Origin of the sequence: Anaerovibrio lipolyticus LB2005 (assembly GCF_000621545.1) — a bacterium.
Lineage (GTDB): Bacteria > Bacillota > Negativicutes > Selenomonadales > Selenomonadaceae > Anaerovibrio > Anaerovibrio lipolyticus_A.
The window spans coordinates 240,918-258,609 of sequence record NZ_JHYA01000004.1 but is presented as its reverse complement, the minus strand read 5'-3'; the positions used below and the strand labels follow the sequence as shown (position 1 = coordinate 258,609).

Below are 17,692 nucleotides of genomic sequence, written 5' to 3'. Positions count from 1 at the left end.
CGAACAGCGTTGCGCTGCACCACATCCTTCATTAAAACCGTATTATATATTCCCGTCAAAAACATTTCCACAGTGTTGCTTTCCTGAGGAAGATTTGGCACCAATGGCAGTCCGCCGTATTTTAAATAAGATTCAAAGGCCTCTGCTTTATTCCCCCGCTTTTTAGGTGGTAAAAATAACATATACTCCTTGAATGAAAGAGGGAATACCTGTATTTCCACATAACGCCCAGCCAGTAAAGTAGACAAATCCGACGACAGCATATTGGCGTTGGAGCCAGTAATATAAATATCACAGTTTCCTTCCGCAAACAGTGAATTGATAGCCTTTTCCCAATACTCCACCTGTTGTATTTCATCCAAAAACAGATATGTGTAATCTGCTTTCTGATGCTCTTTGATATAGGTATAAAGCTGGCGATAATTTTTGATATCATCAAATGCCATTGACTCAAAATTAATCCGTATAATCTGCTCATCTGTAACCCCTTGTTTCTTTAATTCCAAGGCGAACAACTCAAGCAGTGTAGATTTACCAGCCCGTCGCATACCGGTAATCACTTTTATAAGCGGTGTTCTTTGAAACTTTTTGAGTTTTTCCAAGTATAATTCTCTTTCTATCATTTCCATCACCTAAATCCATTATAATGAGTTTTTAGATAAAATAAAAGAAGTTTTACAATTATAATTGTAAAACTTCTTTATTCATCTGCGAGTTCTTTAACCGTTTTGCCAGATAGGTACAAATCGAAAATCTGTCGTTTGAATTCTTCAGGGTATCGGTTGCCGTTGTGGGCCATGTGAAACACATCATTTCTTAATCAAGAATTTAATGTGTCGCACTTTTTGTGTCCACTAAATCATACTAACAGCACCCATTTTATAATATATGAAAAGAGATTTTCTTAAGCCTCATTACCGCATTGAAACGAAAAGCGGCCATGAAAAATCGCACTTGACTCTATAAACCCAGAATTAAGAAATCAGTAACGGCGGTATCTTTTGTTTCCTTACAAAATCTATCATAGCTTGAGATACACTATCTTCTTTTCTATTTAGTTTTTCAAATAACCCTATATAGAGATCAAGTGATGCATCAAGTCTAAATGACCATTCTTCTATTATCTCTAGGAATTCATTCTCATTTGAAGTGTTCCATATCGCCATGAGAATCCGCTGAAGGTGCATAGATGCCAATCACCTCGTTAGGATGGATATTTGTATTGCGAGAGAGAAATATCCAGTGAAAAATACATATTAGTGTATTTATATTGTTGAATGCTGGTCCATTTTATCAACCTTTAGACAAAGTTTTTGATTTCTACTTCTAGGTTTATCAGGAAATAAATAGGCTACCTGCCCTGATTGTATGAGCTCATTCACGACATTTCGCAAAGTGTCGGTAGGCTTGGCATAGCCCAGCTTAATTGCTACTTCATTGGTGGATAAGTTCCCTAATTTTGACAAGGCTTCTATAACCATGGCACCTATAGCTTCTTTGTTCCTTCTGCTCTTAGTGTGTGGTTCCTTTTTTTAGCGGAGACAATTTCAGTACCATTTAAAAAAGCTGGGTGAATGGGTAATGATGTCACAAAATAACTTCTATCTTCATCTGTTTCAAAAGATGGAAGTCCAGAACCATTTTTTTCCATAGCCTCCAGAATGGTTGGAATGCCTGTGTTGCGCCCTTCTACTATGTCAAGTTCTTTTAGGTAATCTCCTATTCTTCTGTTGCGGTATCGTCTGGAAACCAGAATTCTATTTTCTAAATTTTGATCAGAAATGGATCTATCCGGACCAGGTAAACTAGTAATTTCCATTTTATCTGGTGTTATCATAACTGTTATAGGCTCATGTATCTGATAGGATTTATGGTATACTGCATTGCTAAGAGCTTCTTCAACGGCTGCATAAGGCCAATTGAACACACGGATGGCCAGTTCATTGTCTGGCACTTTTGTAATATACTCTTTGATGATATAGTTCTTGATATAAGCCAGAGCATCACGAAGTTGCTTATCCAATGGGCCTCTGAATATTTTTTCGGTCATTCCCTTACCGGTAGGGTCGGGCTTATCTATAACTTCTATACGGGCGCAAGAAAAATAAATTTCGGGATTATCATTAAAAAACATCAATCCTACATTTACAGGTTTTTTATACTCTGATGGTCCTCGGACGATCTGCATATCTGTACCTACGTCCTCTACAGAGCGATCCATAACTGACTGATAGAGATTACTGCCAACAGAATGCAGGTAATCCGCTATAAGGGCTGATTTCAAGGCAGCTACATTAGCATGATAGTTGATGCGGTCATCAAATGGGACATCACGAGCTGCCGATATTAGCTCACGTTCTTCGTTGTGATTTGCCTTAATCGTACGAGCCCCTTTTCTTACATAGTAGGATTTGTTGCTTTTTTGTCCACCTTTATCTGTATAGATTTTTTCTGGACATTTATATGGCCTGTCTTCTCCTCCTGGTGCCCACAGAACGATGATATGTTTTCCATTAATAACATATGGTTCGATTACAGGAATATAACACGGTTCAATGAAATTACATTTGTTCAGCAGGCTAAGCTGAATCTCGTCAATAGATTCCGGGTCAATTCCCTTTAGGGGAAATAATGGACGACCGTTTTCTTCCTCTACACCTATAAGAATATAGCCACCGCCCATATTGTCAAAATCATTAGCATACGCCGTAATGGTATGTATAATGGGTTCTGGATTCCAATCTGCTTTATATTCTATGCGAGTTCGCTCAACTTTTCTTTGATGTAATAAATCTTCTACATTAATCGGAAGCCCCATAAGTATCCTCCTAAGTTTGGACTAAAAACCTCTAACTTACCCTGATTGTATCATGAGGGCAAGTTAGAGAGTAAGTTATTTTATTAATAGTTGCAATTGTCTAGCAATCTCTACAAAAAATATCCCTACTATAAACCTTATCCTTCACATCATCCAAAGCTACATCGTAACGATTGGCCAGGATTACCCTACTAATATTCTTAAATTCCTCCAAGTCGCCGATTACCTTGCTACCGAAGAATGTGCTGCCGGCTTCCAAGATTGGCGCATAAACTACTACAATTGCACCCTTAGCTTTAATGCGCTTCATAATGCCTTGTATAGCCGACTGGCGGAAATTATCGGAATTGCTCTTCATGGTCAGGCGATATACACCGATGATACATTCCTTTTCCTCATCCTTACTATAGTCACCACGACTATAGTAATCATAGTAACCGGCTTTTTTCAGCACTTGATCTGCAATAAAATCCTTGCGGGTACGATTAGCTTCCACGATGGCACCAATCATATCCTGAGGAACATCGGCATAATTGGCCAACAGCTGCTTGGTATCCTTCGGCAGACAATAACCGCCATAACCAAAGGAAGGATTATTGTAATGAGTACCAATACGCGGATCAAGGCATACCCCCTGAATAATCTGCTGGGTATCCAGTCCCTTGCTTTCCGCATAGGTATCCAACTCATTAAAATAGGACACCCGGAGTGCCAAATAAGTATTAGCAAACAGTTTTACTGCCTCTGTAAAGCCCATAAACAAGGTGTCAATATTCTCCTTTATAGCCCCCTGCTGAAGATTTCCGCCTTTTCACGGCTGGCATCATCACAGGACACAATAATACGTGACGGATAAAGATTATCATACAGGGCCTTGGATTCCCGCAAAAATTCCGGGCTAAAAATAATATTGGCGGTATTGTATTTCTCCCACACCCTCTTGTAAAACCAACCGGAATAGTTGATTTGATAATCATCATGGCCCCAGAATTCACCTTTTGTACCAATTCAATAACCGCTTCCACCGCGCTGCAGTCGAAGTAATTTTTCGTACTGTCATAATTTGTTGGGGTGGCAATAATAACAAAATCTGCTTGGCTATAGGCACTCTCCCCATCAAGGGTAGCCACAATATCCAAATCCTTCTCCACCAAATACTTTTCAATATACTCATCCCGAATAGGGGATTTCTTCTCATTGATAAGCCGTACCTTCTCAGGCACCACATCCACAGCCATTACATAATTATGCTGGGACAACAGCACCGCCATGGACAAGCCCACGTAGCCAGTACCAGCTACCGCAATATTATAACTTGAACGTCTCACCACACACTCTCCTCATAATATGATTATTTCTAAATTCTGTTCATCAAATATACTAATTTGATTTTAAATTACTACACCTTTTTCCGTGCTAAAAAATGGTCATGTGTTATCAATAATTCCTCCAATGGATATTTAGCAAACCTTTGATCTAATTTTATATGTTTTAATTCATTCCCATCAGAAACGACAGATGATAATGTCACAATTTCAAAACCAGATTTTGTTAACAATTCTATGTAATCGCTTCTTCTTAATCTATTCTGAAAATGAATATAACTATTATATTTTTCCCACGCTGAATCTGAATACTGCATATAATTGAAAACACTTATATTAGGATCAGAATGTGCAAAATGATCTGAATAATCAACTGTCGCAGATATTAGGCCATCTGCTTTTAAAATTCGGTTACACTCCCCAAAAATCCTTTCTATGTCATCGTATGGAATGTGTTCCAACGATACATTAGATATCACATAATCAAACGAGCCGGATTCAAAATTAGTATTGCCTGCATCCATCGGTGCAAAATATTCTATTGAAAACTCTTCCCTTAATAGGTCTTTCACTTTATCGGTCGAGTTTACAAATCCCTCCAGGCACCTCTCTAATTTAACATTTGATTCCGTTTCATTATCATTTTTAAAATTTCGTTTATATAATTCTATTGTATTTTTTACTAGCTCAGGATGTGCATATCTATTTATATCTACAGCTATATATTTTTTGGCACCATTTAGTGCAAAACCAATTGGGGCAAGCATATCCCAACCAGCACCAAATTCAAATATAGTTGCTTTGTCTATTGGACATTTACCATATTCTTTTATAAATTTTAAGTGGTTTGCTACTTTCTCTTTGTAATAATTGGGGAATTGATTATCACTCACCCACACTGATTTAGTAACATACTTCTGTAAAACATAGTAAATCTCCATACCAAAGGGTATATTCTGAAGAATAAAAAAAAGATTATTTTTTAGTTTCCAATTCATTTTATATCCCCCTTATTTTTTGTTCGGATTACATAATCTTTGATTGCTAGTAATAGTGAGTATTACGACGAAATAGAGCCACTAAATCTGACGTAGAGAGCCAGTCGTTCCGATGGCGGGAGCCACCGTTTCTGTTAGCAGAATCTCATGTTGAGAGCCACTTGGTGTCACTGTACAATGGACATTGGGGATACCCCAAATATGTTCAAAGGAGTGATCAACAATGTCAAAAGAACGGGAAATCCTGCAAATGTTCTAGACTGGCATGAGTCAGCGGAACATTGCGCTAGGGTTGCATGTATCACGTAATACTGTTTCTAAAGTTGTTGCTGCCTACAAATCAGCCGACATTCCCAGTGAGATGTTCAACGCCATCGACGATGATGAACTTCACCGCAAACTCTACCCAAATGAGGTGCCAAGCATCTCAGCAAAAATGCCAGATTACTGCTATGTTCACAAAGAACTTTTAAAGCCAGGAGTCACCTTGCGCCTACTATGGGAAGAATACACATCAAGTTGTCGAAGTACCGGACAACTTTGCATTCAGTATTCCCAATTCTGCAAGCTCTACCGTGACTATGCAGACCGCCATCATCTGACCATGCATATTCGTCACAAGCCTGGCGACAAGATGATGGTGGACTGGGCAGGTAAATGCTTACAGCTGCACAATCCTGAAACCGGAACAGTTTCCAAGGCATACATCTTTGTGCCTGGATTCTCGTAAAACGTGACGATGCTGTTTGGTTATCGTTGCGAAAAAACCGCATAAATACTAGTGATTGAGCCTTTTTTAACTTGAAATTTTCATCGTCATGTTATATAATATACTTATAAAACATGACGAGGTGATAACGTGGGTATTGTTACTCAAACTGACAAACGTTCAGGTATTACATATGCTTACGAGACAACATATCGTTGGGACAAGGAAAAGAAACAGTCTCGGGCAAAACGTATATGTGTCGGCAAGGTTGATCCGCAAACTGGGGTGATTGTTCCCACCAGAGGGCGTGCCAGGAAAGGTGAATCCAAGATTCCAGACCAGCTTCCTAGCAAAAGGGGTCCAAAACCTTTTGTGGCAACCAGGCATCTATATTACGGCGCAACCTATCTGCTGGAAACATTTGCTGACCAGATTGGTCTCACCACTGATTTAAAGGCCTGTTTTCCTGATATATATACCAAACTGTTGTCAGTAGCATTCTATCTCATTTTAGAGGATAATAACCCACTGTACAGATTTGAAAAATGGAATCTCACACATCGTCATCCTTATGGGAAGGATATTGCCTCCCCGAGAAGCAGTGAACTATTTGCAGCAATTACTTATGACCAGATTGTAAATTTCCTGCGCCTTCAAGCAAAACGCCGCGTGGAAGAGGAATACTGGGCATATGACAGTACCAGTATTTCCAGTTATTCCGAGTCCTTATTGCAAGCTCAGTGGGAAAATAACAAGGAAAATGATAAACTTCCCCAGATTAATCTCTTGCTTGTATTTGGTGAAAAATCTGGTCGCCCATTTTATTACCGTAAGCTTGCCGGCAACATTCCTGATTCCAAAACAGTTAAGCATTTGCTTGAGGATATGGATATATTAGGCTTTGGAAAGACCAAATTCGTCATGGACAGAGGCTTTTATTCCGAGGCTAACATCAACGTTTTATACAAGGAACATGTTAAATTCCTTGTGGGAGCTAAACTTTCTCTGAGCTTCATTAAGAAAAATCTTGACAGGGTATATGATGACATCCGCATGTTTAACAATTACGATGAGGGCTTAAGCACCTATGGTTATACTGTGACAACCGACTGGGATTATACCCAGGACAGACCGTATAAAGGCGATACCATCAAGGATAAAAGGCGGATCTACATTCATTATTACTACAGCATCGAAAGAGGTGCTGACGAAGAGCAGGCTTTCGACAAGAAAATTGCCACACTGCACAGGGAACTGCTTAGTGGCAATACTGTTGAAGCACATGCCACTGCATACTCTAAATACTTTGTTGTGAAGGAAACACCAAGGCGTGGTAGACAGGTCACATTTAAGGATGAAGTCATAAAAGCCGCCAGGAGGAATATTGGGTATTTTGCCTTGATTACCAACGAGAAAATGGACGCATTTACAGCTCTTCATCTATACAGAATGAAGGATGTGGTTGAAAAAGCATTCGGCAATCTTAAGGACAGGCTGAATATGCATCGTCTGCTGGCAAAATCTGAGAAGAATCTTGATGGCAAGATTTTTAACGAGTTCATTGCCCTGATTTTGATTTCTCACCTTGATCACAAGATGAAGGAAGCAAATTTATACAAAATGTATACGATGCAGCAATTGTTGGACACTTTGGATGTTATTGAATGCTTCGAGGATAAAAGCCATGCGCTAAGGCTTGGAGAGCTTCTTAACAAGCAGGTGGCAATTTATGAGGCCCTCGGTGTCGCACCACCGACCTCGTCATGTTAATGCGAGAATGCAGGATATACTAAAGCCAGCATATGTGACATTAGCGTCAGCTGAACCGTGAGCTCATAAACAGGCTTGGAACTTGCGATTTCATAAGTCAAAAGCGAAATGTATTGGTTCTCGGAGCCACAGGTGCTGGCAAAACTTTCTTGGCAAATGCCATAGCAGCTAATGCTTGCAGGGATGGCTGGCATTCTCTTTACATTCGGCTTCCAGATTTCTTCATCGAATACGCCAACGCAGCAGTCCTTCATAAGGAATTTGAGATTCTTAAAAAGTACCAAAAAGCATCGCTGTTGGTTCTTGATGAATTTCTACTCATCCCCGCAGATGATAACCAGCAACGCATACTTCTGGAGCTTCTGGAACGCCGCGATGGCAGGTCTTCCACCATATTCTGTTCACAGTTCAGCCCAGAAGGTTGGCACGACCAGCTTGGTGGCAGTGCTATTGCAGACTCAATTCTTGATCGCATCACACCAAATTCTTACACCATTAGCATCCATGGAGATGTCTCCATGAGGCAAAGGCTCTCTGAGAATAATTAACCATAATTTATAATCTGCTGGGGACAGCCATCTGTGTCCTCTGTACACGGATGGCTCTCTCGAGCATATTATAAATTCATATATGTTCTAAAAGGTGGCTTTGGGGAGCATATTGCTATGCTCCCGGCCATCGTAATATTCAGTGATAAAACGCAAAAACGTCTATCATGGCTCCTTTACATTGTGCCACTCTTCAATTTTCTCCAAAATTCTCAGTCCTGTACCAGCATTTTTTTTACATAATGCCAAGCCCACAGTGGCATCAAAAGGCTGCTGCAATTTAGCCAGTATATCGTCTTTTAATGGCCTTGCCAATCTGCCTACGTCGAATGGAGTCCGTTTTGGAATTTTGGGCATATCCATGACATACACATAAGGTACCCCGGTAAAAAAAGTCTCCGTCAGTACGCCGCCGGAATCTGTCACCACCTGCTTTGCACCCTTGATGAGATGAACTGATTCAAAATATCCAACTGGCTCCACTGCCAATATCTTTGTACAGCCCAATTCCTTGATTAGGCGAGTAGCACGCTCTTTATTTCGAGGGTGTACTGGAAATACAGTAGGCAAGTCCAAAGATTCCATTGCCATCAATATTTCCCGCAACGCATCATCATTGGCAGTATTTTCCTGACGATGGCAGGTGAGATAATAGTATTCATCGGGCGCCAAAACCTTATCCCCGGAATAATCAACCAATAATTTATAATCCCAAGGTTTTGAAGCATATTTCAACAACGCCTCCCCCATAAGATTCCCCACCGCAAAAACATTCTCTCTTATCCCTTCACTAGCTAAATTCTTCTTAGCTGTCTCAGTAGTGCACAACAATAAATTAGAAATATGATCAATAATAGTCCGGTTCAGCTCCTCCGGATTATTTTTATTGTCAGCACGATCCCCAGCCTCCACATGAACAATCGTAAAACCCAGCTTAGCAGCCGTAAGAGCCCCAGCTAATGAAGAATTAGTATCACCATATATAAGTACGGCATCTGGCTGTTCGTCTATTATCGTAGACTCTAACCCAGTCATCATACGGGACAGATTATCTATCTGACTGCCACCAGAAACGCCCAGATTATATTTAGGAGCCGGAATCCCCAGTTGCCTAAAAAACACACCGGACATATTATCATCATAATGCTGCCCGGTATGAACCATTATTTCCTCAATATGACATTCAGGATTATCAGTATTCCATTTTGCAATAGCATCAGACACCATGGCCGCTTTGACAAACTGCGGCCTAGCACCTACAATGGTCAATATTTTCATCTTATTCCCATTACTTCGTTTCCAGTATCATCTTAACCACTTTATCTCCGGCATGACCGTCGCCGTAGAGATTCATGGAGAAATCCAGTTTTTTGTTGGCCAGATCATTTTCAGCAGCCAAAATCTTTTCCTTGTCTGCCCCAACCAAGGTGTTATAACCATTTTTAACCAGCTCCACCCATTCGGTTTCATCCCGCAAAGTAATACATGGCTTTTCAGCAAAGAAGGCTTCCTTCTGGACTCCGCCACTATCAGTAAACACAGCCAGACAATTCCCCTGCAAATGGAGCATATCAAAATAACCCACAGGATCAATACAAGTTATGTGTTGGAGTTTCATCCCTAACTTTTCCAATACCTTTCTGGTACGAGGGTGAAGTGGAAAAATAACCTTTGTTTTCTGTGCAATGTTCTCTAATGCCTCAAAAATACCTTTAATCCTTGCAGGATCATCAGTATTCTCTGCACGATGAACGGTGGCCAAGTAATAGTCTTCCTTTGCCAACGCTTTTATCTCATCACTTGCCTTGCCCTGGGCCCGATAAAACAATGCCGCGTCATACATTACATCACCGATGCACAGCATATTGGCACCGAGTTTTTCATAGCCTTCGGCTCTAAGATTATCCATAGCAGTTTCCGTTGGGCAAAACAGCCACTTAGAAACTCTATCCGTCAACGCACGGTTGATTTCCTCTGGCATATCCGTGTTGAAAGAGCGAAGACCTGCCTCCACGTGAGCCACTGGAATATGCAGTTTAGCCGCCGCCACGGAACCAGCCAAAGTTGAGTCAGTATCCCCATATACCAGCACAACATCCGGTTTTTCAGAAATCATAACCTCTTCCAGCTTTTCCAGCATCCGACCAGTCATAGCGCCATGGGTACCACCACCTAAATGAAGGTTGTACTTAGGCTGAGGAATACTCATTTCTTCAAAAAACACCTCAGACATATTGGCATCATAATGCTGGCCGGTGTGAACAATGACTTCCTCTATTTCCGTTTTACCAGCTGATTTATTGTACTTTTCAATGGCTCTGGACACCACAGCTGCCTTGATAAACTGTGGCCGAGCACCTATTACTGTGATTAATTTCATACTTTCACCTCTCACATCACCGACCATGGCTATTAATCTCTACAGAAGATATCCCTGGTATAAACCTTATCCTTAACATCATCCAAAGCTACATCATAACGATTAGCCAGGATAACTTTACTAAGATTCTTGAATTTCTCCAAATCCCCCATTACCTTACTGCCAAAGAAAGTGCTTCCAGCCTCCAAAGTTGGCTCATATACAACCACGGTTGCACCTTTTGCTTTGATACGCTTCATGATACCTTGTATAGCCGACTGTCGGAAATTATCCGAATTACTCTTCATGGTCAGTCGATAAACACCAATAATACATTCCTTTTCCTCATCCTTACTATAGTCACCACGACTATAATAATCATAATAACCAGCCTTTTTCAGCACCTGGTCTGCAATAAAATCTTTGCGGGTACGGTTGGCTTCCACAATAGCTCCGATCATATCCTGAGGCACATCGGCATAGTTGGCCAACAGCTGCTTTGTATCCTTCGGCAGACAATAACCACCATAACCAAAGGAAGGATTATTATAGTGTGTTCCAATACGCGGATCAAGGCATACTCCCTGTATAATCTGCTGAGTATCTAGCCCCTTGCTTTCTGCATATGTATCAAGTTCATTAAAATAGGACACACGAAGAGCCAGATACGTATTGGCAAATAGCTTTACTGCCTCAGCTTCTGTAAAGCCCATAAATAAGGTATCTATATCCTCTTTTATTGCCCCTTGCTGAAGAAGGCCCGCAAATATTTCCGCCTTTTCACGACTTGATTCATCACAAGAAACAATTATACGAGATGGATAAAGATTATCATAAAGAGCCTTGGATTCCCGCAAAAATTCCGGACTGAAAATAATATTATTGGTATTGTATTTCTCCCGAACTCGTTTCGTAAAGCCAACCGGAATAGTAGATTTTATAATCATCATAGCATTAGGATTAACCTTTTGTACCAATTCAATAACCTTTTCTACTGCACTACAGTCAAAATAATTTTTCGTGCTATCATAATTGGTTGGAGTGGCAATTATGACAAAATCTGCCTGACTATAGGCACTCTCCCCATCAAGAGTAGCTACCAAATCTAATTCCTTTTCCCTCAAATATTTTTCAATATATTCATCTCGAATAGGCGATTTCTTAGCATTAATTAGTTGTACCTTCTCTGGTACAACATCAACTGCCATTACATGATTATGCTGTGCCAACAGCACTGCCATAGATAATCCTACATAGCCAGTACCAGCCACTGCAATATTATTTTTCATTTTCTCCACCAAACAACTATCCCCCACAGAAAATAATCACTACACGTATAGCTATCTTTTTTTAAAGTAGCTACACCTTTTTTCGTGCTAAAAAGTGGTCGTGTGTTACCAATAATTCCTCCAATGGATACTTAGCAAACTTTTTATCTAACTTTATATCTTTTAATTCATTTTCTTTAGAAACAATAGAGAATAAATTTACAATTTCAAAACCACTATTTGTTAGCAATTTTATGTAATCACTTCTTTTTAATCTATTCTGAAAATGAATTGAACTATTATATTTTTCCCACTCTAAATCTGAATACTTTATATAATTAAAAACACTTATATTAGGGTCAGAATGCGCAAAATGATCTGAATAATCAACCGTCGCAGATATCAGACCGCCTGGTTTCAAAATTCGGTTACACTCCCCAAAAATTCTTTCGATGTCCTTGTAGGGGATATGTTCCAACGTTACATTAGAGATAACATAATCAAAAGAGTTGGATTCGAAATTGGTATTGCCTGCATCTAGTGGTGCAACATACTCCACTGCAAACTCTTCCCGTAATAGGTCTTCTACTTTATCTGTCAACTTTACAAATCGCCCCAAGCACCTCTCTAATTTAGCATTGGATTGGATTCCATTATCACATCTAACATTTCGCTTATATACCTCTATCGTATTTTTTACTAGTTCAGGATGTACATATCTATTTATGTCAACAGTTATATATTTTTTTGCACCATTTAGTGAAAAACCAATAGGAGCAAACATATCCCAACCAGTCCCAAATTCAAAAAAAAATTGCTTTATCTATCGGACATTGACCATATTTTTTTATAAATTTTAAGTGTTTTACCACCTTCATTTCATAATAAGATTCAAATTGATTATCACTTACCCACACTGTTTTGGTAATATACTTCTGCAGAATATAATAAATCATTTTGCCAAATGGCATATTCGAAATAATACAATAAACAATATTTTTAAATTTCCAGTTTATTAACATAAGAACACTACTCACCTTTACATCATGTATGTCATCATACTTTTACACATTTTATAATGACACACTGCCATTACTTAAAATTCTGTTATATAGATCTAATAATTTTTTTTCCTCATTATTCCAATTAAACTTATTTTTTACAACGTCATAGCCACGTCTCCCCATTGCCTGCGCAACATCCGGATTATTAACCAAGTATGTACATGCCTCCCGAACCTCCTGTGGGTTCGTGGGATCAACACATATCCCACATCCATTCCCCTCAACAATCTCACGCCACAACTGAAAATCTGAACAAACAATTGGCAGACCAGAAGCCATATATTCAAACATTTTATTCGGTTTTGCATTAATATGATTAGGCTCTGGCTGAAATATTATTAATCCTGCACGGCATTTCTTATATATCTCATTAACTTCTGCACGAGTATATTTCCCTGTATAATTAACATTATCACAATCATAACCTACAGAACTTTCATCTCTTGGACCAGCTAATATCAAACTAATATCTTTTATGCCTTTCATCGCATCTATCATAATTTTCTCACCACGGATATCGTTAATGGAGCCGGTATAACAAATATTTCTTTCACGCTCAGAAAATTCTTTATCTTGAAAAATGATGTCATCAAACAGAGGATAGTTATTAATTACTTCAACTACTGAATTGGTTGTATAAAATAATGAGGCAATATGCGGCGTAGCCGTTATAACAGCATCCATTTTTTTTATGGCATACAATTCATAATAACTATATAATTTCGAAATAATATATCTAAGCGGCAATGGAATATAGTCTTTAGATAAAATTTGCCCCGAAACATCTTCATGAATATCAAATATTACCTTTTTGCCACATTTTTTTAACTTTAATGCATATGGTATTAATTCTGGATCGTGAAAGTGATATATATCACAATCTAAAGCAAATGCTTTATCACAAACTTTTTTTGCAAAATACCTCATTCTTTCTCTACGACTTGTGGGCTTATCTCCACATCCAACTATATTTATTCCATTTACATTTTGGTCCTTTCCTTCAGCCACCAGCCATACTTCATACCCAGCAAGTGCTAACGAACGGCATTCCTTGAGATATATTCTGGTATCATTCCATGAATGTACCGAGGTCATATGACAAATTTTCTTTATCACAATTAGTTCATCCCTTCTCAAACTACTGATTATGAAGATTTTTCAAAATACGAACTGTATAACACTTTATCTATGAAGAGCTTCTTTGGCTAATACCAACAGTTTTACCAATCTTTTATTATTTCTGTAGTCATCCTCAGTCTTGTTTGGCGTACTCATAATATATTCCCACTCCTCTAAGGAAATATCTAATTTTTTTAAAATATAATCTCTATCCTCTAACATTTGTACTTCGTTATACTCTGAATAATCCTGCATATCTACCAATCCCTGCTCACGAGTTAATTCTCCACCAACAATAAGGCTAGAAATGTGTGCCCTTTTTTTATCATAGCCAAATTTTTTAGGCAAATAATACGATTGGAAAAATTTTGTAAACCTAGATTCAAAATGCTTACCTCCATAATAATTCCAATCAAACTCGTGATGTAATACTTCTATTGCTTTTGTTTTAGAGTATTCAACATAATTTAAAAGATTTATTCGTCTAGTCTTTGCCATGTATACCATAGCATATTCAAATAAATTCATTTTGGGATATTTTCTTAGTGACAATTTACCTCTTCCACATTTTTTGTATACATCAGCAATACAGCGAAAATCTAAAGCACTATACCCATAATTTGATGGCAAAATGCCCTCAGTCGCGAAGTTACTTCCATTTAACATGTATTTAATGTTATATTTCCTAGCATAAGCTATTGTGGCAGCCAAAAACGCATGATCTTGCGGAACATCTATATTAGGTAATCCTGAAAACATATATGCTCTTTGCAATTCCTTCATAGTAGGCCAATCGACTACAATTGTATGTAACTCTATTTTTAATTTAGAGCACATTTTTTTTATGTTATCCACAGCGATATCTGTATTCCAGCCAGCATCAACATGAACCGCTAAAATCCTCAGTCCAGCATTATGGGCAACATACGCTAAATATGCACTGTCCACTCCACCTGAAATACCAAGAACACAATCAAACTCCTTCCCCCTACCAGCATTTTTCATTTCATTTACGAGTTTATCAAACTGAATTTTTTTTTCTTCTGCAGTTTTAGGTAAATCAGCTATAGCATTATCATATGCTTTACAATGACAACATACTCCTTGCTCATCAAAAGTAATTAAAGGATCAGAGCTGTTGTCCATAATACATCTAGTACAAATTTTGTATTCCATAGAATTTTCACGCTCCCTCAGTATCATTTTGGGCAGGAAAAAGCCACAACATAATTATCATTAAAAATCCGCCGTGAGACACCATCGCAGTTGTTAACATACTATCCATTATATTCATAACAAATAACAAGGAAACACCTAAAAAGATTCTACAATCCTTTCGCCGTACAACATAATCGAATAACATAAGTATTACGACCAACACAACTGGATATAAAATTATACCATATAAGCCTAAGTTACCAAAACAATCCCCTAACAGCCCAGTATCAGCATGCCCCAGCGGTTCATTCAAATAAACATCTGAAATAATATTTTCCAGGCCATATCCTATTGTGTAATCAGTATTAATTCCCCATAGATTTGAATCGTGTTTAGTGAAAAAATCAAACCAACAGTCCTGTAGCCCAGCCGGAACAAATAATATTCTTCTAAGCAATGTGGTCCCCAAATCAGTATTCAAAAATTTAAATTGATATAAACAAAGTTCAAATATACATAGACAAACTACACAACACCCACCATAGAAAATTCTTTCAATAGATAAACTTTTGGCAAAATAATATGTAATAACAGTAATCATTAAACTAAGTAAAACTATCTTATCTCCACCTAACGAAAAATGCATATACCATATTACAAGCACCACAAAGGCAACTATATACTTTTTTTGACGTAAACAAAACAATAACAACATCATTTCAATAACATTTGCCATCATCAACATATATGTTAGAACAATTGGCATAGCACTCACCATTTGTTTCCAAAGAAAACGTTGCTTATAAACATTAAGGCCTCCTGAATAAAAATTTCCACCATTAAAGTAAAAAAAAGTCACAACAATAACCAAAAGAAAAACTATCCCAATAAAAGCGAACACACTTTTTTTCCATTTATTCCTTTTTATTTCTTCATCTAATATTTCGTGTTGCAAAAGTCCATAAACAATTGATTGCAAAATCAACAACCATATTATTAATAAAAAGTATCCCCTAAAGCACTCAACCGATATACCTCCACCACCAAACATAACCGTTACCGGAATTACAGATAAAAGAAATAATAATACAAAAAACTGTTGTGAAAAGTTGTATGATAATCTGTTCTCATCCAAGAATAAAAAAATATATATTCCACATATTAACAAAAAAGCTAACCATGAAATAAGGTAAGATTCTATTGAGAAACTAAACACAAAATCAACCCGTGAAGTTGAAAACTTTAACCCAAAATTATATAAGATATCCACCAATATCCTATATATACAAATAACAAAAAATAGATTATTTCTTTTCACCTTTAGAGATCTCCCTGCAGTAAATAATTCCTGCAATATTGATAATTGAAATTGCAAGCGCATAAATAAACAAAGTGTATTCTACTCTAAAAAACTTTCCACTACATAATAGAGCCATCACTACAAGAATCAAAGAAAACAACTGTAAAATCATATACTCATATTCTCTAACCGCCAAGTCAAAAATACTACTTAAAGGAGAATATATTAGTCCTGTAGCACCAGCCAAAACCAATAATTGAGCATATACACCAGCAATTTTCCACTGTTCTCCCAAAACAATTGTAAATATGTATGGTGCCAATAATAAAATTACTAGCGAATAAACAGCACTACCTTTAATTAACATTATCATAACACGACTAAATATACTGTAACATTCACCATATAGCTGATATGCCTTACCTGCCTCCTGTTTAAAAACATCACCTACTGATTTAGATGCTAAAGCTATAGGCAAACCAACACACCTATTTGCCATACTATAATACCCAGTTACATTCATGCCATAAAAATAATTTAATAAAAATGCAGGTGCATTAGCTGATAATGTATTCAATACATTACCTGGTAATGCAAACTTGAAAAAATCACTATAGCGTACAAGAATTCTTATATAATAATTAACATTTACATGGCGATAGATTTTTAAACCTATTTTTTTTATATTATAAAGAAAATATAAACATGCTATAAACTTTGCAATTACCATTCCCTTAATCAAACCATTATCAGCTGAACAATAATAGGCCAATATTGGCAAAGCCACACATCCAATAGAATATATCAAATTCGCCGTAACAGTAATCTTGTAACAAGCGTGCCTTATAAATAACATATAGCAAATCTGATATATACAAAGCACAAAAGTAAAACTTCCAATCCAAAAAGAGATACCTGAAAAATACATGGACTTAAAAAAATCAACACTATCAACACATAAATTACAGGCAACGCCTAAAATTAAAGATAAGGCTAGACTTATAACAGTGGTTGCGATAGCTATCGAAACTGCAACGAAATCATATTTAGGAGCAATTATTGCCAACTCATATTTTCCTGTAGCCACCATGGAAGATATACTTGTAAAAGATAAGAATAGCTGGTATAACCCAAACTCATCAGGTAAAAAAAGACGTGCCAATACCGGCGTAGATATGACGACCAAAAGATGTGCTACAATATTGCCCGAGAACATTACGGCAATATTCTTATAAAAACCATTCCAATTCTTCAAC

At 37.6% G+C, this 17,692-nt stretch carries 14 protein-coding genes and 1 pseudogene; 3 read left to right on the top strand and 12 right to left on the bottom strand.

Annotation, left to right across the window (positions count from 1 at the left end; translation table 11 throughout):
• The 4 genes and pseudogenes from T355_RS0105560 to T355_RS0105540 all read right to left on the bottom strand — a co-directional run.
• The coding region (locus T355_RS0105560; RefSeq protein WP_231482990.1) for an ATP-binding protein at positions 1–602 on the bottom strand (602 nt) is incomplete at its 3' end.
• Between the two features lie 884 nt (positions 603–1,486).
• A complete protein-coding gene (locus T355_RS13685) occupies positions 1,487–2,818 on the bottom strand; it encodes an RNA-binding domain-containing protein (protein WP_197019558.1) in 1,332 nt (443 codons plus the stop codon).
• Between the two features lie 100 nt (positions 2,819–2,918).
• Positions 2,919–4,089: pseudogene (locus tag T355_RS13680) on the bottom strand (nucleotide sugar dehydrogenase).
• A gap of 128 nt (positions 4,090–4,217) precedes the next feature.
• Positions 4,218–5,141, bottom strand: coding sequence for a class I SAM-dependent methyltransferase (locus tag T355_RS0105540; protein ID WP_027396887.1), 924 nt, complete (start codon positions 5,139–5,141; stop codon positions 4,218–4,220).
• 265 nt (positions 5,142–5,406) lie between these two features.
• Between T355_RS0105540 and T355_RS15250 the strand changes: the two genes are divergently transcribed.
• From T355_RS15250 to T355_RS13675, 3 genes are all read left to right on the top strand, one after another.
• A complete protein-coding gene (locus T355_RS15250) occupies positions 5,407–5,871 on the top strand; it encodes a hypothetical protein (RefSeq protein ID WP_155851677.1) in 465 nt (154 codons plus the stop codon).
• A gap of 129 nt (positions 5,872–6,000) precedes the next feature.
• Entirely contained in the window at positions 6,001–7,620 is a 1,620-nt protein-coding gene (locus tag T355_RS0105535) for an IS1634 family transposase (RefSeq protein WP_027396886.1), read from the top strand.
• 50 nt (positions 7,621–7,670) lie between these two features.
• Positions 7,671–8,168, top strand: coding sequence for an ATP-binding protein (locus tag T355_RS13675; protein WP_081777620.1), 498 nt, complete (start codon positions 7,671–7,673; stop codon positions 8,166–8,168).
• 165 nt (positions 8,169–8,333) lie between these two features.
• Here the strand turns inward: T355_RS13675 and T355_RS13670 are convergent, their stop codons facing one another.
• From T355_RS13670 to T355_RS0105485, 8 genes are all read right to left on the bottom strand, one after another.
• Positions 8,334–9,446 carry a UDP-N-acetyl glucosamine 2-epimerase gene (locus T355_RS13670; RefSeq protein WP_051555395.1) on the bottom strand — a complete coding sequence of 371 codons (1,113 nt, stop codon included), beginning with the start codon at positions 9,444–9,446 and terminating at the stop codon, positions 8,334–8,336.
• 10 nt (positions 9,447–9,456) lie between these two features.
• On the bottom strand, positions 9,457–10,548 hold the full coding sequence (wecB, locus tag T355_RS0105520; RefSeq protein ID WP_027396885.1) for a non-hydrolyzing UDP-N-acetylglucosamine 2-epimerase: 1,092 nt from the start codon (positions 10,546–10,548) through the stop codon (positions 9,457–9,459).
• A 32-nt stretch (positions 10,549–10,580) separates the two neighbouring features.
• Positions 10,581–11,816 carry a nucleotide sugar dehydrogenase gene (locus T355_RS0105515; RefSeq protein WP_027396884.1) on the bottom strand — a complete coding sequence of 412 codons (1,236 nt, stop codon included), beginning with the start codon at positions 11,814–11,816 and terminating at the stop codon, positions 10,581–10,583.
• Between the two features lie 70 nt (positions 11,817–11,886).
• Positions 11,887–12,618, bottom strand: coding sequence for a class I SAM-dependent methyltransferase (locus tag T355_RS0105510; RefSeq protein WP_269318765.1), 732 nt, complete (start codon positions 12,616–12,618; stop codon positions 11,887–11,889).
• Between the two features lie 250 nt (positions 12,619–12,868).
• Positions 12,869–13,975 carry a glycosyltransferase family 4 protein gene (locus T355_RS0105500; protein ID WP_051555394.1) on the bottom strand — a complete coding sequence of 369 codons (1,107 nt, stop codon included), beginning with the start codon at positions 13,973–13,975 and terminating at the stop codon, positions 12,869–12,871.
• Between the two features lie 66 nt (positions 13,976–14,041).
• Complete coding sequence (locus T355_RS13665; protein ID WP_197019557.1) at positions 14,042–15,154, bottom strand: N-acetyl sugar amidotransferase; 1,113 nt, start codon at positions 15,152–15,154, stop codon at positions 14,042–14,044.
• A 7-nt stretch (positions 15,155–15,161) separates the two neighbouring features.
• Positions 15,162–16,454, bottom strand: a complete 1,293-nt coding sequence (locus T355_RS0105490; RefSeq protein ID WP_027396880.1) for a hypothetical protein — start codon at positions 16,452–16,454, stop codon at positions 15,162–15,164.
• Positions 16,441–17,691 (bottom strand): lipopolysaccharide biosynthesis protein, encoded by a 1,251-nt coding sequence (locus T355_RS0105485; RefSeq protein ID WP_027396879.1) that lies wholly within the window; start codon positions 17,689–17,691, stop codon positions 16,441–16,443. The genes T355_RS0105490 and T355_RS0105485 overlap by 14 nt, the downstream gene beginning before the upstream one ends.
• Between the last annotated feature and the right edge of the window lies 1 nt (position 17,692).

Coding starts and splice junctions, on each gene's coding strand:
- wecB (WP_027396885.1), bottom strand. CDS start 10,548: ATGAAATTAATCACAGTAATAGGTGCTCGGCCACAGTTTATCAAGGCA.
- T355_RS13685 (WP_197019558.1), bottom strand. CDS start 2,818: ATGGGGCTTCCGATTAATGTAGAAGATTTATTACATCAAAGAAAAGTT.
- T355_RS15250 (WP_155851677.1), top strand. CDS start 5,407: ATGAGTCAGCGGAACATTGCGCTAGGGTTGCATGTATCACGTAATACT.
- T355_RS0105515 (WP_027396884.1), bottom strand. CDS start 11,816: ATGAAAAATAATATTGCAGTGGCTGGTACTGGCTATGTAGGATTATCT.
- T355_RS13670 (WP_051555395.1), bottom strand. CDS start 9,446: ATGAAAATATTGACCATTGTAGGTGCTAGGCCGCAGTTTGTCAAAGCG.
- T355_RS13665 (WP_197019557.1), bottom strand. CDS start 15,154: ATGGAATACAAAATTTGTACTAGATGTATTATGGACAACAGCTCTGAT.
- T355_RS0105540 (WP_027396887.1), bottom strand. CDS start 5,141: ATGAATTGGAAACTAAAAAATAATCTTTTTTTTATTCTTCAGAATATA.